Origin of the sequence: Caldimonas brevitalea (assembly GCF_001017435.1) — a bacterium.
Taxonomy (GTDB): Bacteria; Pseudomonadota; Gammaproteobacteria; order Burkholderiales; family Burkholderiaceae_C; genus Caldimonas; species Caldimonas brevitalea.
Window position 1 is genome coordinate 5,228,377 of record NZ_CP011371.1, and the last position, 15,104, is coordinate 5,243,480.

Annotated in this window: 11 protein-coding genes; 9 read left to right on the forward strand and 2 right to left on the reverse strand. The window is 68.6% G+C overall.

Annotation, left to right across the window (positions count from 1 at the left end):
* Positions 1-17: 17 nt before the first annotated feature.
* The gene (gene uraH / locus AAW51_RS21995; protein WP_047196313.1) at positions 18-371 is read right to left on the reverse strand and encodes a hydroxyisourate hydrolase; all 354 of its coding nucleotides are present in this window, start codon (positions 369-371) and stop codon (positions 18-20) included.
* Positions 372-507: 136 nt separating this feature from the next.
* Between uraH and AAW51_RS22000 the strand changes: the two genes are divergently transcribed.
* From AAW51_RS22000 to AAW51_RS28500, 5 genes are all read left to right on the forward strand, one after another.
* On the forward strand, positions 508-1,323 hold the full coding sequence (locus AAW51_RS22000; RefSeq protein WP_053013845.1) for a GntR family transcriptional regulator: 816 nt from the start codon (positions 508-510) through the stop codon (positions 1,321-1,323).
* 7 nt (positions 1,324-1,330) lie between these two features.
* Positions 1,331-2,290, forward strand: coding sequence for an allantoinase PuuE (gene puuE, locus AAW51_RS22005; protein ID WP_047196314.1), 960 nt, complete (start codon positions 1,331-1,333; stop codon positions 2,288-2,290).
* Positions 2,290-4,119: a 2-oxo-4-hydroxy-4-carboxy-5-ureidoimidazoline decarboxylase gene (gene uraD, locus AAW51_RS22010; protein ID WP_047196315.1), complete on the forward strand. Its 1,830-nt coding sequence runs from the start codon at positions 2,290-2,292 to the stop codon at positions 4,117-4,119. The genes puuE and uraD overlap by 1 nt, the downstream gene beginning before the upstream one ends.
* A complete protein-coding gene (locus AAW51_RS22015; RefSeq protein ID WP_047196316.1) occupies positions 4,106-5,329 on the forward strand; it encodes a M20 family metallopeptidase in 1,224 nt (407 codons plus the stop codon). The genes uraD and AAW51_RS22015 overlap by 14 nt, the downstream gene beginning before the upstream one ends.
* A 167-nt stretch (positions 5,330-5,496) precedes the next feature.
* Positions 5,497-8,100, forward strand: a complete 2,604-nt coding sequence (locus AAW51_RS28500; protein WP_083438506.1) for a serine/threonine-protein kinase — start codon at positions 5,497-5,499, stop codon at positions 8,098-8,100.
* 27 nt (positions 8,101-8,127) lie between these two features.
* Here the strand turns inward: AAW51_RS28500 and AAW51_RS22025 are convergent, their stop codons facing one another.
* Positions 8,128-9,087, reverse strand: a complete 960-nt coding sequence (locus tag AAW51_RS22025) for a hypothetical protein (RefSeq protein WP_047196317.1) — start codon at positions 9,085-9,087, stop codon at positions 8,128-8,130.
* Between the two features lie 90 nt (positions 9,088-9,177).
* On the opposite strand from AAW51_RS22025, the gene AAW51_RS22030 reads away from it, so the two are divergent.
* The 4 genes from AAW51_RS22030 to AAW51_RS22045 all read left to right on the forward strand — a co-directional run bounded on the left by AAW51_RS22030 (position 9,178) and on the right by AAW51_RS22045 (position 15,075).
* Positions 9,178-10,260 carry an AraC family transcriptional regulator gene (locus AAW51_RS22030; RefSeq protein WP_083438507.1) on the forward strand — a complete coding sequence of 361 codons (1,083 nt, stop codon included), beginning with the start codon at positions 9,178-9,180 and terminating at the stop codon, positions 10,258-10,260.
* A 271-nt stretch (positions 10,261-10,531) separates the two neighbouring features.
* Entirely contained in the window at positions 10,532-11,575 is a 1,044-nt protein-coding gene (locus tag AAW51_RS22035) for a hypothetical protein (protein WP_047196319.1), read from the forward strand.
* Positions 11,576-11,584: 9 nt separating this feature from the next.
* On the forward strand, positions 11,585-13,522 hold the full coding sequence (gene asnB / locus AAW51_RS22040; RefSeq protein ID WP_047196320.1) for an asparagine synthase (glutamine-hydrolyzing): 1,938 nt from the start codon (positions 11,585-11,587) through the stop codon (positions 13,520-13,522).
* Between the two features lie 20 nt (positions 13,523-13,542).
* A complete protein-coding gene (locus AAW51_RS22045; protein ID WP_083438729.1) occupies positions 13,543-15,075 on the forward strand; it encodes a class I adenylate-forming enzyme family protein in 1,533 nt (510 codons plus the stop codon).
* Positions 15,076-15,104 lie beyond the last annotated feature (29 nt).

Here is a 15,104-nt window from a genome sequence, read left to right on the forward strand (position 1 = left end):
TGTCAGCTGTATACAGCTCAACTGCCCCGGTAGGTCGAATAGGCCCAGGGGCTGACGAGCAGCGGCACATGGTAGTGCTGCGCCGCATCGGCGACGCCGAACTCCACCGCCACCTCGTCGAGGAACGCCGGCTCGGGCAACGGCACGCCCCGGCTGCGGAAATACGCCGCCACCGCGAACACCAGCCGATAGCGCCCCACCTGCAAGCCGTCGCCTTCCAGCAAGGGCCCATCGGCGCGGCCGTCCGCATTCAGCTGCAAGGCTTGGACAGGACTCGCCTGGGCGTTCCCGACGCGGACCAGCGTCACCGCCATGCCGGCCGCGGCGCAGCCGTTCATCGTGTCGAGTACATGCGTCGTCAGCTTGCCCATGGCACCGCCTTGAAGGTGTTCACCGGCGCGCCATGGCCGGGCCATGCCAGCGCCGCAGAACGGGTTGCGCGTGTTGGAAAAGTGTATACAGTTTGCCGGACAACGCAACCGTCACGCGGACCCCACGCCTACTCTCATGCCGGCCCGTTCCGACCGTCCCGCACGCAGCAGCACCGCGTCCGCCGCCGGCAAGGCGCGGGCCCGCAACGGCACGGCGCAGCGGCAGGCCAACCCCACGCAACGTATCGTCGAGTCGATCACCACCGCCATCGTCGAGCGTCGCTTGATGCCCGGCACCAAGCTGGCCGAGCAGAAGATCGCCGACGTGTTCAAGGTCTCGCGCACCCTGGTGCGGCAAGCGCTCAACCAGCTCAGCCGCGACCGGCTGGTGACGCTGGAGCCGGCGCGCGGCGCTTTCGTCGCCCGGCCCAGCGTGGCCGAAGCACGGCAGGTGTTCGAGGTGCGTCGGCTGCTCGAGGCCGAGATGATCCGTCGGCTCGCAGCCCGCATCACCCCGGCCCAGGTGAGCGGGCTGCGCGAACATCTGCAGCGCGAGCAGGCCGCGGTGCAACGCACCGACGTGCCCGGCCGCACCCGGCTGCTGGCCGACTTCCACGTGGTGCTGGCCCGTCTGCTGGGCAACGACGTGCTGGCCGAGATGCTGCAAGACTTGTTGTCGCGCAGCTCGCTGATTTCGCTGATGTACCAATCGGCCCATTCCGCCGAACACTCTTTCGACGAGCATGTGGCGGTCGTCGACGCCCTCGAACGCCGCGACGCCAACGCGGCCGTGCGCTTGATGGAGCACCATCTGCACAACGTCGAGCGCAACCTGCAGCTCGATCCCCGTGTGCCCGACCTGCAAGCAGCCCTGGCACCACAGGCCGAACCGATCGACCCGACCTTCGAGCCCGTTGCGCCCAAGCGCCACCGCCGAGCCACACCAGCATGAGGTCCCGATGACACCCGCTGCGATGCCCCCTTACCCGCGTGACCTGATCGGCTACGGCGAACACCCTCCCCATGCCCGCTGGCCGGGTCAGGCGCGTATCGCCGTGCAGTTCGTGCTGAACTACGAAGAAGGCGCCGAGAACTCGGTGCTGCATGGCGACGCCGGCAGCGAACAGTTCTTGTCGGAGCTGTTCAACCCCGCGGCCTATCCGGCGCGCCACCTCAGCATGGAGTCGATCTACGAATACGGCTCGCGCGCGGGGGTCTGGCGCATCCTCAAAGAGTTCGAGAAGCGCGCGTTGCCGCTGACGGTGTTCGGCGTGTCGATGGCCCTGGCCCGCCACCCGGAACTGACCCAGGCCCTGGTCGAACTGGGGCACGAAATCGCGTGCCACGGCTGGCGCTGGGTGCACTACCAGAACGTCGACGAAAGCACCGAGCGCGAGCACCTGCAGCGCGGGGTCGAGGTCCTCGAGCAGCTGACCGGCGAGCGCCCGCTCGGCTGGTACACCGGCCGCGACAGTCCCAACACCCGGCGCCTGGTGGTCGAACACGGCGGCTTCGAGTACGACAGCGATTACTACGGCGACGACCTGCCTTTCTGGTTGCAGGTCCAGACGCGGGACGGTACGCTGGCCCCGCACCTGGTCGTGCCCTATACCCTCGATGCCAACGACATGCGGTTTTCGCTGCCGCAAGGTTATGCCCATGGCGACGACTTCTACACCTATCTGCGCGACAGCTTCGACGTGCTGTACGCCGAAGGCGACGAGGCACCCAAGATGATGTCGATCGGCATGCACTGTCGCCTGCTCGGTCGGCCGGGCCGCTTCAAGGCGCTGCTGAAGTTTCTCGATCACGTCGAGTCGCACGACAGGGTCTGGGTCACACGGCGCATCGACATCGCCCGCCATTGGCGCCAGACGCACCCCTACGACCCCGCCACCGCCTTCGTCTGGAGGGCCTGATGACGACCACAACGCTCTCGCTCGCCCAGCTCAACGCCGCCGACGAAGCCGGCTTCGTCGCGTTGCTCGACGGCATCTATGAACACTCACCGTGGGTGGCCGCGGCGGCCTGGCCACGGCGGCCGTACAGGACGCTGGCACAGCTGAAGCGGTCGCTGGTGCAGGCAGTGCGCGACGCCGGGCGCGAGCGCCAGCTGCAGCTGCTGCGGGCCCACCCCGAGCTGGCCGGCAAGGCCGCGGTGGCCGGCCAGCTGACGGCCGAATCGACCGACGAGCAGGCGCGTGCCGGCCTCGGCCACTGCAGCCCGGCCGAGTTCGGCACACTGCAGCGGCTCAACGTCGGCTACAACACCAGGTTCGGCTGGCCGTTCATCCTCGCGGTGCGCGGGCCGCGCGGCACGGGCTTGAGCCGCAGCGAGATCATCTCCACCTTCGAACGCCGGCTCGATGGCAGCGTGGAGTTCGAGTTCGCCGAGTGCTTGCGCAACGTCCACCGCATCGCCGAGTTGCGGCTGAACGAGCGTTTCGGTTTCGTGCCCGAACAGGGCAACCAGGTGTGGGACTGGGCCGAGCAGCTGGCCGTCCACAGCGACCCCGGCTATGCCGAGCACGGGCAGCTGACCGTCACCTATCTCACCGGGGCCCACCGCGCCTGCGCGGCACAGCTGTGCGAGTGGATGCGGGCTTGCGGCTTCGACGAGGTGGGCATCGATGCCGTCGGCAACGTGGTCGGGATGTACTTCGGCACCGCAGAAACGGAGACACGCGGGCCGCGGTTGCTCACCGGGTCGCACTACGACACGGTGCGCAACGCGGGCAAGTACGACGGTCGCCTCGGCATCCTGGTGCCGATGGCCTGCGTCGCGTCACTGCGCCGGGCCGGCCGCCGTTTACCGTTCGACCTCGAGGTGATCGGCTTCGCCGAGGAGGAAGGTCAGCGCTACAAGGCCACCTTCCTCGGCTCCGGCGCCCTGGTCGGTGCCTTCGACCCCGCATGGCTCAACCAGGTCGACGCCAGCGGTGTGACGATGCACGCCGCGATGCAGGCCGCGGGCCTCGCCATCGCCGACGTCCCCGAGCTCGAGCGCCAGCCCGAGGACTACCTGGGTTTTGTCGAAGTCCACATCGAGCAGGGCCCGGTGCTCAACGAACTCGATCTGCCGCTGGGCGTGGTCACCTCGATCAACGGCGGCGTGCGCCTGGTGTGCGAGGCGATCGGTACCGCCAGCCATGCCGGCACCACGCCGATGGACCGCCGCCGCGACGCCGCAACGGCGGTGGCCGAACTGGCGCTGTATGTCGAGCAGCGGGCAGCACGCGACGGCGATTCGGTCGGCACCATCGGCGTTTGGGACGTGCCCGGTGGCTCGATCAACGTCGTGCCCGGCCGCTGCCGCTTCAGCCTGGACCTGCGCGCGCCCACCGACCTGCAACGCGACCGCCTGCTGGACGACGTGATCGCCGAGGCCGATCGCATCTTTGAGCGGCGGGGCATTGTCTGGCAACACGAGACCGTGATGCGGGCCGCGGCGGCCCCGAGCGACCCGGCCTGGCAGGCACGCTGGGAGGCGGCCGTCGCCGCGCTCGGCTTGCCCGTGCACCGCCTGCCCAGCGGTGCCGGCCACGACGCGATGAAGTTGCACGAGCGGATGCCGCAGGCGATGCTGTTCGTGCGGGGCGGCAACGGCGGCATCAGCCACAACCCGCTCGAAACCATCACCAACGACGACGCGCAGCTGTGCGTCGACGCCCTTGCGCAGCTGCTCGACCAGCTGGCGCTCGTGTCCTCCACCCGCCCCACCTCGGAGGCCCGGCATGCAGCCACATGACCAACTCGACGCCTGGGTCGACGCGCATTTCGACGAGCAGGTGCGCTTTCTGCAAGAGGTGGTGCGTGTGCCCACCGACACCCCCCCGGGCCACAACGCCCCCCATGCGCGGCGCACCGCCGAGTTGCTCGCGCGCATGGGCTTCGAGGCCGAACAGCATGTGGTGCCGGAAGAGCGCGTGCGCGAGGCCGGGCTCACCTCGATCATCAACCTGGTGGTGCGCCGCCCCTACGGCGCCGGCCCCACCATCGCCCTCAACGCCCACGGCGACGTGGTACCGCCCGGCGAAGGCTGGACCCGTGACCCCTATGGCGGGCAGATCGAAGACGGCCGGCTCTATGGCCGCGCCGCCGCCGTCAGCAAGAGCGACTTCGCCACCTATACCTTCGCGGTGCGGGCGCTCGAATCGTTGGGGCTGCCGCTGCAGGGGGGCGTCGAGCTGCATTTCACCTACGACGAAGAGTTCGGCGGCGCACTGGGCCCCGGCTGGTTGTTGAGCCACGGCATCACGCGACCCGATCTGCTGATCGCGGCGGGTTTCAGCTACGAAATCGTCACGGCGCACAACGGTTGTCTGCAGCTCGAGGTGACCGTGCACGGCCGCATGGCCCATGCCGCGATACCGGACACCGGTGTCGACGCATTGCAGGCCGCAGTGCAGCTGCTGGCTGCGCTCTATGCGCGCAACGCGGCCTACCGGCAGGTGGTGTCGCAGGTGCGCGGCATCGAACATCCCTCGTTGAACGTCGGACGTATCGAAGGCGGCACCAACACCAACGTCGTGCCCGGCAAGGTGGTGTTCAAGCTCGACCGGCGCATGATCCCGGAAGAAGACCCGGCCGAGGTCGAGACCGAGCTGCGACGGGTCATCGCCGACGCCACCGCGGCGATCCCCGACATCAGCGTCGAGATCCGCCGTTTGCTGCTGGCGCGCGCGCTGCAGCCGCTGCCCGGCAACGCCTCGCTGGTGCACGCCTTGCAGCGCCACGGCGAACGCATCTTCGGCGAACCGATCCCGACCATGGGCAGCCCGCTCTACACCGATGTGCGCCTCTACAGCGAGCGCGGCATCCCGGCCGTCATCTATGGCGCCGGGCCGCACACGGTGTTCGAGTCGAACGCCAAGCGGGCCGACGAACACCTGGTGCTCGAGGATCTGCGCGGTGCCACCAAGGTGGTGGCCCGTACGTTGTTCGATTTGCTGCACTAGGGTGCGGAACGCGTCAGTGGGAACGGGCCGGCGCCGATGCCCGGCGGCGCCTTGACTCCCGCAAGGGCGTTGCCTAGATTGCTTGCTCGTCATGCGATCTTGTGTCGACAGACGCAGGACTCGCAGGAACAGGCCGGCGTCCTCCTTGTCTGGCAGCGAAGCCCCCCATGCACTTCGAATCGAAGTCCGAGGCCCCTCCCGTCGGAGACCACGACCGAGCCGGTTGGCAGCGGATGAAGCGGATGCTGGGCGAGGCCCTGACGCTATCGCCTTCGCAACGCCGCGTCTTCGTTGCCCGCCTGGCGGCCCACAACTCGACGCTGGCCGAGGATCTACGTTCACTGTTGGACGCGGCGGCCGCCAGCCGCACCCTGCTCGACCAGCCCGCGGCGACGGTCGACCGGGTCGAAAACGTTCGACGCATCGGCCAGCAGCTCGGTCCATACCGCATCGTGGCGTTGATCGACCGCGGCGGCATGGGCGAGGTCTACCGTGCCGAGCGGTTCGACGGCCAGTACGAGCAGCAGGTTGCGATCAAGCTGTTGCGTGACAGCGTCGACCGTGAACATGCCGTCTCGCGCTTTCAAATCGAGCGCCAGATTCTGGCCAGCCTCGACCACCCCCATCTCGCGAAAATATTCGACGGCGGCGTCACCGAGGATGGCCAACCCTACTTCGTGATGGAGCTGGTCAATGGCGAGCCGATCGACCTCTACGCCCAGCGTCGGAGGTTATCGATCGAGGAGCGTTTGCGACTGTTCCGAACCGTGTGCGCAGTGGTTCACCATGCGCACGGAAAAGGGGTGATACACCGAGACCTGAAGCCGAGCAACATTTTGGTGACCGACGACGGGGTGGTCAAACTGCTGGATTTCGGCATCGCCAAACGGCTTGCGCCAACCGACCATCCCAAGCGCACCAGCACCTCGACTGCGCAAGGCATCCTGACGCTGGCTTACTCCAGCCCGGAGCAAGTGCAAGGCCGGGAGGTCGGCCCGGCCAGCGACGTCTATTCGCTCGGCGTGGTGCTCTACCGGCTTTTGAGCGGCAGTTCACCCTACCTGGCAGCCCAGACCAACAGCGATTACGAGCTGGCGAAGGCCATCTGCGACGAGGAGCCGACGCGCCCTAGCAAAGCCGTCTCCGACCGTGAACTGAGAGCACGGTTGGCGGGCGACCTCGACGCGGTGGTGCTGAAGGCCTTGCGCAAGGACCCGGCGCTGCGCTATGCCAGTGCCGAGCAGTTGGCCGACGACGTTCTTCGGCATCTGGAGAAGTTGCCGGTGTACGCGCGCAGCGGCGCGTGGACCTACCGAACCGGGCGTTTCGTGCTGCGCCATCGGTTCGCGGTGGCGGCGGTGCTGATCGCCAATCTGGCGATGGTGGGCGGCCTTACCTTTGCCACCTATCAGGCTTACGTGGCACATCGCGAGCGCGAGCGTGCAGAGCGTCATTTCGGCAGCGTGCGTGAACTGGCCAACGTGTTCATCTTCGACATCCACGACGCCATCCGCGATCTACCCGGTGCGACTGCGGCTCGTCGCATGGTCGTGGAGAAGGCGTTGGCGTATCTGCAAAAGCTGAGGCAGGACGCGGGTGCCGACGCGAAGCTGCTGCTTGAAGTGGCCGCCGGATATCGCAGGGTCGCCGATGTGCAAAGTGCCGGCGGCGAACCGAACCAGGGCGATCCGAAGGGGGCCCTGTCCAACTACGGGAACGCGCGGGTCCTGCTCGAGTCGCTGATCGCCTCCCCTCGCGATCGCGGCGCCGACCTGCACGCGACACAGCGGGCGCTGGCGCAGGTCTGCGAGTACGAGGGCACGCTGTTGCGGGCGTTTGGCAAGTTCAACGAGGCCGATGCCATCTATCGCAAGGGCTTGTCGGTGAGCCACGATCTGACCGACGCGGACCCTTCTCACGAGAACCAGTTACAGCTCGCGAAGCTGTATTCGAGACAAAGTTATCTCAAGTTGCTTGCAGGCGATCGCGACGCCTACCTCACCACGTCCGACACCGCCATCCGCTTGTTTCAGGCGGCCGTCGAACGCGACCCTGCCGACGTCACCCCTGCCGCCTTCTTGGCCGGCGCTTATGCCACCCGCGGCGAGTACTTCACCGACACCCAGGCCTTTCAGGAAGCCATCGCATATCACCGCAAGAGCTTGGCCATCCTAGAGCGGTTGCATCGACTGAACCCTGATCGTCTGAGTTTTCTCAACCAACTCGCCGTGGCGCATCTCAACTTGGGTCACGTGTTCTGGAGCTTGGGCGACGTCCGGCAAGCTTTGCACGAAAGCCGACAGGCGATCGACCTGCATGCGTCCATGCTGGCCAAAGACCCTGGCGCGGTCAACGTCCGGATCGGTCTCGCCATCGCGACCGACAACACCAGTGAACCGCTGCTTCACCAGGGCGACGTCGCGGGCGCCATCAAGGCCGCGCGCACCGCCATCTCGCTGATCGACGACCTGCCCGAAGGCGCCCGCATGGACTTGTCCGCCCGAACGTGCAAAGTCAGCGCTCATCTCAACCTCGGCCTGGCCCTGGAGGCACGCGCTAGGAGCCCGGGCGGCAGCGCTGCGGCGGCGGATCGCGATCACCAGGAGGCCTGCGTGAACCAGCAGGCTGCGCTCGATCTCTTGCAGGAACTCCCACACGCGGCAAGGACCAAGCCGGGACGGATGTCCTGGGAACCTCAGGTGCGTGAGGCGCTTCAGCATTGCACGGGGGGGCAGAACCGGTCCTCACCCAACCCGGCGCATGCCCCTTGAGGCGCCACGAGGAGCCCTCCTGCCCTGTCATTTGCCCAGTTCGAACCCGCCCCGACGGCCGCCCCACGCGTCATGCCCGCCGTCACCGCCAGAACCACCCGTGAGGCGCCGTGCGGGCGCCGAGCCCGGCCAGGGCGCCAGCAGCCGGGCAGCGGGCCCCCATCCAGAGTGCAGCGTCCACCACAACACGGCCAGGCCGAGTGCGAAGGCACTGACCAAGCCCAACAGGCCGGCTGCGTCCGGGCCGATGCCGAGGTCTAGCGGCCACCAGCGCGCCACGCCTCGCACCACCACCGACGCCAGCACCGCCACGCCCAGGCAGACGCCGAACACCGTGCCGAGCAGGGTGGCGATCAGCCGTGCCGGCGAGGGGGCGATCGAGCCGGCCTCGCGCTGACCGGCCTGCGCCCAGCGCACCATCAGAAAGAAATAGGCCGGCAGCAGGAACAGGCCACACGCCAGCAAGCTGCGGTTCACGCCGCTCCCGAGAAAGCCCAGCAGGGCCTGCAGCAGCGTCGAGGGCGTTGCGCCGGCACCTGGCGTCCAGGCGGGCGCCCCTGGCCACGCGCCGCGGTCGTACAAGAAGCGGTCGTAGCCCAGGCCGTCCCAGCCGTGCACCAGCACGACAAACATGCCGAGGTAGCCGACCATCCAGTTCAGGTGCGTCGCCCGCGCACGACGCCGCCGAATCAACCACGCGCCCACGGCGAACCCTAGTGCGCCCTGGCTCACATTGGTGATGCCGAAGGCCAGCACGAGCAGCGGTGGCAAGGCCATGAAGCTCTCCGCCACCTGCATCGTCTCCCAGCTCGGATGCCGCAACAGCAAATACATCCCGGTCGGCGCCCACACCAGCGCGAGAAACAGCAGGGTCTGCGAGAAATAGCGGCTGTCGAGCGGGCTCGCCGTCTTTTGCAGCTGCGGCCCGGCCGCCATCGCGAGGCTGGCGCCCAGCCCCCAGGCCCAGAACACGTCTACTTGCACCATCTCGAGCTCCCGGTCGTCTGTGCCGATGGCGCCGATTCTTGGGTCGCATGAGGCTGGCGCGTGAGGGGTGCGCGCGCCAGAATACTTGTCATGGCAGGCCACCGTCCCTCCACCGCGCCACATTTCATGCCGCCGCCCGGGCCCGACGAGCCGAGCGTGGCGGGGGCCTACCCGGCGCTGCTTTTGGACATCGTCGCCGAGCGCGGCCACGACACCACCTCGGTGCTGGAAGCCGGCGGCCTCTCGGCCTCCGCCCTCGCGCCGCCCACCGCCCACCTGAGCGCTGCGGCCTATGCCGCTATGGTCCTGGAGGCGGCGCGCGTGACCGGCGACCCCGGCATCGGCCTCGCCCTCGGCTTGCGCCTGCATCCCAGCACCCACGGTTTTCTGGGCTATGCGCTGTTGACCTGCCGCACCTTGCGCGAGGCCATCGAGCTGGGCATGCGTTACTCGGGCCTGCGGCAACGCCACCTCGTGTTCAGCCTGCACGTCGAGGCCGATGTCGCCGCGCTGGAGGTGCGCGAGCTGGCCCCGATGGGCCCGGTCCGGCAGATCCTGCTCGAAGCCATGCTGGCCGGCGCCGCCCGCGCGCTGGGCGTGCTGCTCGGCGCGCCGTCGCCCGGGCTCGCTTTGTGGTTCCAGCATGACGAGCCACCCCACTTCGCCGCCTACCGCGAGCAGCTGCCGGCGGTGCTGTTCGGGCAATCGTCCAATCGGATGGTGTTCCCTTCCGCCTGCTTGGACGCAGCGCTGCCGCTGCACAACCGCGATGCACAAGCGCAGGCCGTCGGGCAGTGCGAGCACGAGCTGCAGTACGCGGGCGTCGGCGGTGATGCCGATCTGCCCGGCTGGGTGCAGGCGCAACTCGAACTCGAGTTGCTGCGCCCGCCCGCGCTGCCGCAGCTCGCGGCGCGCCTGCATCTGTCCGAGCGCACCCTCAAGCGCCGGCTGCAAGCCCACGGCACCAGCTTCCAGGCACTGCTCGAAAGCGCGCGGCGTCGGCGTGCGTTGCAATTGATCGCGCAACGCACCCTGAGCGTGGCCGACATCGCCGCCTTGCTCGGCTACCAGGACCCGGCCAACTTCACGCGCGCCTTTCGTCGCTGGACCGGCCGGGCCCCCAGCGAGCACCGGCTCGACAGCGGCGGCACGCTGCACCCGCCGCCGCGCTGAAGGTCCTCGGAAGTCAGCGCGCACAGCCGCCATGCGGACTGTCGCTCACGCGACTTCAGCCCCCTAGAACACAGGTCCCGACCTGCCCCCCCGCCTGCGGGGGTGGGCGCTGCCGCCCGCTGTACCGACTGTTACGATCGCCGGCAAAAGGAGAAGGGGTCCACGGAGAGGGCCCGGGCAGCGCCGAGGGGGCGCACCCGGGGCGTCGGGTCGGCGTCGGCAATGCTAGGCCGGTGCCGTCGCACGGGTGCGTCCGTGGCGGTCGTCAGCCATGCGCTCAACAAGATATATCGCCGAAGAATCGGCCATCGCCGGCAATGAGGCCACGCTCGCCTCGTTGTGGGCGCAGAACCTGCCGGACTACACGGCCGCGCTGGCGCAGGCCAAGCTGCAGCGCAGCTACCTGGGCAACCCGGCCGGCCCCGGTGCCTGCGTGCTGCTGCAGGAGCAAGCGAGTGCGCAGACGGTCGGGGTGCAGTGTCTGCATGCGCGCGTCTTCTGGCGTGGGAGCCAGCCCTTGCACGCCGCCGGCATGGCCGACTATGTGGTGGGCCAGGCGCACCGCTCGCTCGGCCCGGCGCTGACCTTGATGCGCCGCTGCATCGCGGTGGGCAAGTCGCGCTTCGATTTCGTCTACGGTTTTCCCAACAGCAAATCCGAGCCGGTGTGCACCCGCGCTGGCATGGTCCGGGTCGGCGGCGCCACACGTTACGCCAAGCTGCTCAGCAGCGGCTTGCTGTTGCGCCAGCGCGTGCCGAAGCCGCTGCAGCCCTGGCTCGCCGCGCCGGCCGACCTGCTGCTGCGGGCGTTCGACGCCGTGCGCCAACGGCGGCACGCCAACGCCTGCAGCTGGCGCGCGGTGCGCGCCGACGACCCGGGGCTGGCCCAGCTGTGGGAACGTCGGCCGGCCGAGCTGCTGTTGTCGGAGCGGTCGCCGGCCGTGCTCGCTTGGCGTTACCCGGCGCGCGCCGGCTGGCAGCTTTCATTGGCGAGTGACGCCGACGGCCAGCCTTGCGGCTATGTGGCCTGGCGCAGCGTCGGACACGACGTGCTGATCAGCGACTTCTTCTGCGCCGACCCCGACCGTGACACGCACCGCCTGCTGGCCGGGTTCTGCCACGTGGCCCGGCGCGAGCGTGCGCATGCCGTGTTTCTCGAGTTCTACGGACGCCCCCAGATCACCGGGGCCTTGCGGCGCGCCGGCTTTGTGCCGCGTCCGGCCCGCACGCCGATCTTCCTCGCGCATGGCGAGGAGACGGCCTGGGAAGATGCCGCGAGCCTCTACATCACCGCGTTCGACCGCGACGACGACTAGGGCGGCGGCATGTGCGGCATAGCAGGCATTTACGCCCCCCAAGCCACCCGCGGCCCCGAGCCCGAGGCGCTGCGCGCGATGATCGACCGGCTGCGGCACCGCGGCCCCGACGGCAGCGGTGTGTACACGCAGGGCCCGGTCGGCCTGGCCCATGCACGGCTGAGCATCGTCGACCCCGAGGGCGGCGCCCAGCCGCTGCACAACGAGGACCGCACGGTGTCGGTGGTCTTCAATGGCGAGATCTTCAATCACCGCGAACTGCAGCGTGAGCTGGAGGCGCGCGGGCACCGCTTTCGCACCCGCTGCGACACCGAGGTGCTGGTGCACCTTTATGCCGAGCACGGCGAGGCCTTCGTCGAGCACTTGAACGGCCAGTTCGCGATCGCGTTGTGGGACGCGACACGCCAGCGCCTGCTGTTGGCGCGCGACCGCACCGGCATCCGCCCGCTGTTCTACACCTGGCAGCAAGGCCGGCTGCTGTTCGCCTCCGAGGTCAAGGCCTTGTTTGCCGACCCGGCCGTGCCGCGCCGCCTCGACACACGTGCGCTCGGCGAGCTGTTCACCTATTGGGCGCCGCTGGCCCCGCGTTCGGTGTTCGAGGGGGTGCTGTCGCTGCCCCCCGGCCATGTGATGACCTTCGACAGCCGCCGCCGCACGCTGCGCCGCTACTGGGACTGGCAGTTTCCGACGGCGCCGATGCAGCCTTTGGCGAGCGAGCAGGACAGCGCCGAGGCCCTGCGCGAGCTGCTGCTCGATGCGCTGCGCCTGCAGCTGCGTGCCGACGTGCCGGTGGGGGCCTACCTGAGCGGCGGGCTCGACTCGGCCATCGTCGCGGCGCTGGTGCGCGAGCACAGCAGCGCGCCCTTACGCACCTTCTCGGTCACCTTCGACGACGACGAGTTCGACGAGAGCGCCCACCAGCAGGCGCTGGTGGCGCACCTCGGCACCGACCACACCTCGCTGCGTTGCACCCGCGCCGACATCGCCGCGGCCTTTCCGCGCGCCATCCGGCACATCGAATCGCCGGTGCTGCGGACCGCACCGGTGCCGCTGATGCTGCTGGCGGGCCAGGTGCGCCAGGCCGGCTACAAGGTGGTGCTGACCGGCGAAGGCGCGGATGAAGTGTTCGGCGGCTATGACCTGTTCAAGGAAGCCAAGGTACGCCGCTTCATGGCACGCCAGCCCGGCTCGGCCTGGCGTGCCCGCGTGCTGGACCGCCTCTATCCCTATTTGCGCCACTCGCCGACCGCGGCGCGCGGATTTGCCCAGCGCTTTTTCGCCGAGGGCCACGAGCACCTCGGGCAGCCGTTCTTCGCCCACCTGCCGCGCTGGACCACCACACAGCGCTGCTGGCAGTTCTTCTCGGCCGACCTGCAGCAGGCGCTGCAGGGCTTCGATGCACAGCAAGCGATACGCTCGGCACTGCCGCCCGAGATCGAGCACTGGGAACCGCTGTGCCAGGACCAGTACCTGGAGGCCCACACGCTGATGTCGGGCTATCTGCTGTCGTCGCAAGGCGACCGGGTCGCGATGGCGGAGTCGGTCGAAGGCCGCTTCCCCTTCCTCGACCACCGGGTCATCGAGTTCGCCAACCGATTGCCGCCCGGCATGAAGCTGCGCGGGCTGACCGAAAAATACCTGCTCAAGCAGTCGGTGCGCGGCCTGATCCCCGAAGACATTCGCCGCCGCACCAAGCAGCCCTACCGCGCCCCCGACAGCCAGAGCTTCTTCCACGACGGCCGCCCGGTCGACTATGTCGAAGACCTGCTGAGCCCGACCCGATTGCGCGCAGCCGGCTATTTCGACCCGGTCGCCGTCGGCAAGCTGTTCGACAAATGCCGTGCCGGCCGCGCGATCGGCTTCGGCGACAACATGGCCTTCGTCGGCATCGTCTCCACCATGCTGCTGCACGAGCAGATGCTCGCGCCGGCCGCCCCATCTCTTTGACCGCCCGGTCGCTGCCCTGCATGCTGCTCCACGACGATTTCGAAGCCTCGGTGCGCCGGCACCCGAACAAGACGGCCCTGATCTGCGGCGCCGAACGCCACAGCTACGCCGACATCGACCGTCTTGCCACGACCTTCGCAGCGCAGCTGCAGCGTGCGGGCATCGAGCGCGGCGACCGCGTGGCGCTGCTGCTCGACAACCGGGTCGAAATGGTGGCCGGCGTTTATGCCGCCCTCAAGATCGGCGCGGTGTTCATGCCGGTCAACCCGCTCACCAAGGCCGACAAACTCACCTATCTGCTCAACGACGCACGGGCGTCGGCGCTGATCACGCAGGCCACGCTGGCATCGGTCTACCGTGTTGCGCTGGCCGCCAACAGCAGTGTGCGGCTGTGCGCCGTGGCCGGCAGCGTGCGTGGCGACGGCCCGAGCGACGCTCGCGAGCAAACCCTGGCCTCGGCCGATGCGGCCGTGCCACTGCCCACCGTCGCCACCATCGACCAGGACCTGGCCGCCATCGTCTACACCTCCGGCTCCACCGGCTTCCCCAAAGGGGTGATGCTCAGCCACCTTAACATGCGCACCGCCGCGGCCTCGGTCAGCAGCTACCTTGGCTTGCGGGAGGACGACGTCATCCTGTGCGCCCTGCCGCTGGCCTTCGACTACGGCCTGTACCAGGTGCTGATGGCCTTGCGCCTCGGCGCCACGGTGGTGCTCGAGCGCTCGTTCAGCTTTCCGGCCAAGGTGCTGGAGACGATGGCGCGCGAGCGCGTGACGGTGTTCCCCGGCGTGCCGACGATGTTCTCGATGCTGTTCGAGCTGCCACAGCTGCTGGCGTCGACCGACCTGTCGGCACTGCGGCTCATCACCAACACCGCGGCGGCCTTGTCGGAAGCCCACATCGCGCGGCTGCGCACGCTGTTCCCGCAGGCCACCTTGTTCTCGATGTACGGCCTGACCGAGTGCAAGCGCGTCACCTATCTGCCACCCGACCAGCTCGACTGGCGCCCCACCAGCGTCGGGCGCGGCATGCCCAACGAGGAGTTGTGGCTGGTCGACGAGCACGGGCAGCGCCTGCCGCACGGCAGCACCGGCGAGCTGGTGATCCGCGGCAGCCACGTGATGCGCGGCTACTGGGAAAAACCGGCCGAGACCGCCGAACGCCTCAAGCCAGGCCCGCTGCCGGGCGAATCCGTGCTGTATTCGGGCGACATCTTCCGCAGTGACGCCGAAGGGTATCTCTACTTCGTCGCGCGCAAGGACGACGTGATCAAGAGCCGCGGCGAGAAGGTCAGCCCGCGCGAAGTCGAGAACGTGCTGTATGCGCTCGACGGCGTGCGCGAAGCGGCCGTGGTCGGCGTGCCCGACCCGGTGCTCGGCGAGGCGGTCAAGGCCGTGGTTGCCTTGCGGCCTGGCTGCAACCTGAGCGAACGCGACGTCATCAAACACTGTTTGGCCCACCTGGAGAGCTTCATGGCGCCGCGCTATGTCGAGTTCGTCGACAGCCTGCCCAAGACCGACACCGGCAAGATCAAGAAGACCGGCCTCGCCTGAGCCACCCGACATCACCACCATTTTTCCCG

What these genes read in the sequence shown, in the direction of transcription:
- uraH (WP_047196313.1), bottom strand. Translation starts at nt 371, where the DNA reads ATGGGCAAGCTGACGACGCATGTACTCGACACGATGAACGGCTGCGCC.
- AAW51_RS22025 (WP_047196317.1), bottom strand. Translation starts at nt 9,087, where the DNA reads ATGGTGCAAGTAGACGTGTTCTGGGCCTGGGGGCTGGGCGCCAGCCTC.
- uraD (WP_047196315.1), top strand. Translation starts at nt 2,290, where the DNA reads ATGACGACCACAACGCTCTCGCTCGCCCAGCTCAACGCCGCCGACGAA.
- AAW51_RS22045 (WP_083438729.1), top strand. Translation starts at nt 13,543, where the DNA reads ATGCTGCTCCACGACGATTTCGAAGCCTCGGTGCGCCGGCACCCGAAC.
- asnB (WP_047196320.1), top strand. Translation starts at nt 11,585, where the DNA reads ATGTGCGGCATAGCAGGCATTTACGCCCCCCAAGCCACCCGCGGCCCC.
- AAW51_RS22030 (WP_083438507.1), top strand. Translation starts at nt 9,178, where the DNA reads ATGGCAGGCCACCGTCCCTCCACCGCGCCACATTTCATGCCGCCGCCC.
- AAW51_RS22000 (WP_053013845.1), top strand. Translation starts at nt 508, where the DNA reads ATGCCGGCCCGTTCCGACCGTCCCGCACGCAGCAGCACCGCGTCCGCC.
- AAW51_RS22035 (WP_047196319.1), top strand. Translation starts at nt 10,532, where the DNA reads ATGCGCTCAACAAGATATATCGCCGAAGAATCGGCCATCGCCGGCAAT.
- puuE (WP_047196314.1), top strand. Translation starts at nt 1,331, where the DNA reads ATGACACCCGCTGCGATGCCCCCTTACCCGCGTGACCTGATCGGCTAC.
- AAW51_RS22015 (WP_047196316.1), top strand. Translation starts at nt 4,106, where the DNA reads ATGCAGCCACATGACCAACTCGACGCCTGGGTCGACGCGCATTTCGAC.
- AAW51_RS28500 (WP_083438506.1), top strand. Translation starts at nt 5,497, where the DNA reads ATGCACTTCGAATCGAAGTCCGAGGCCCCTCCCGTCGGAGACCACGAC.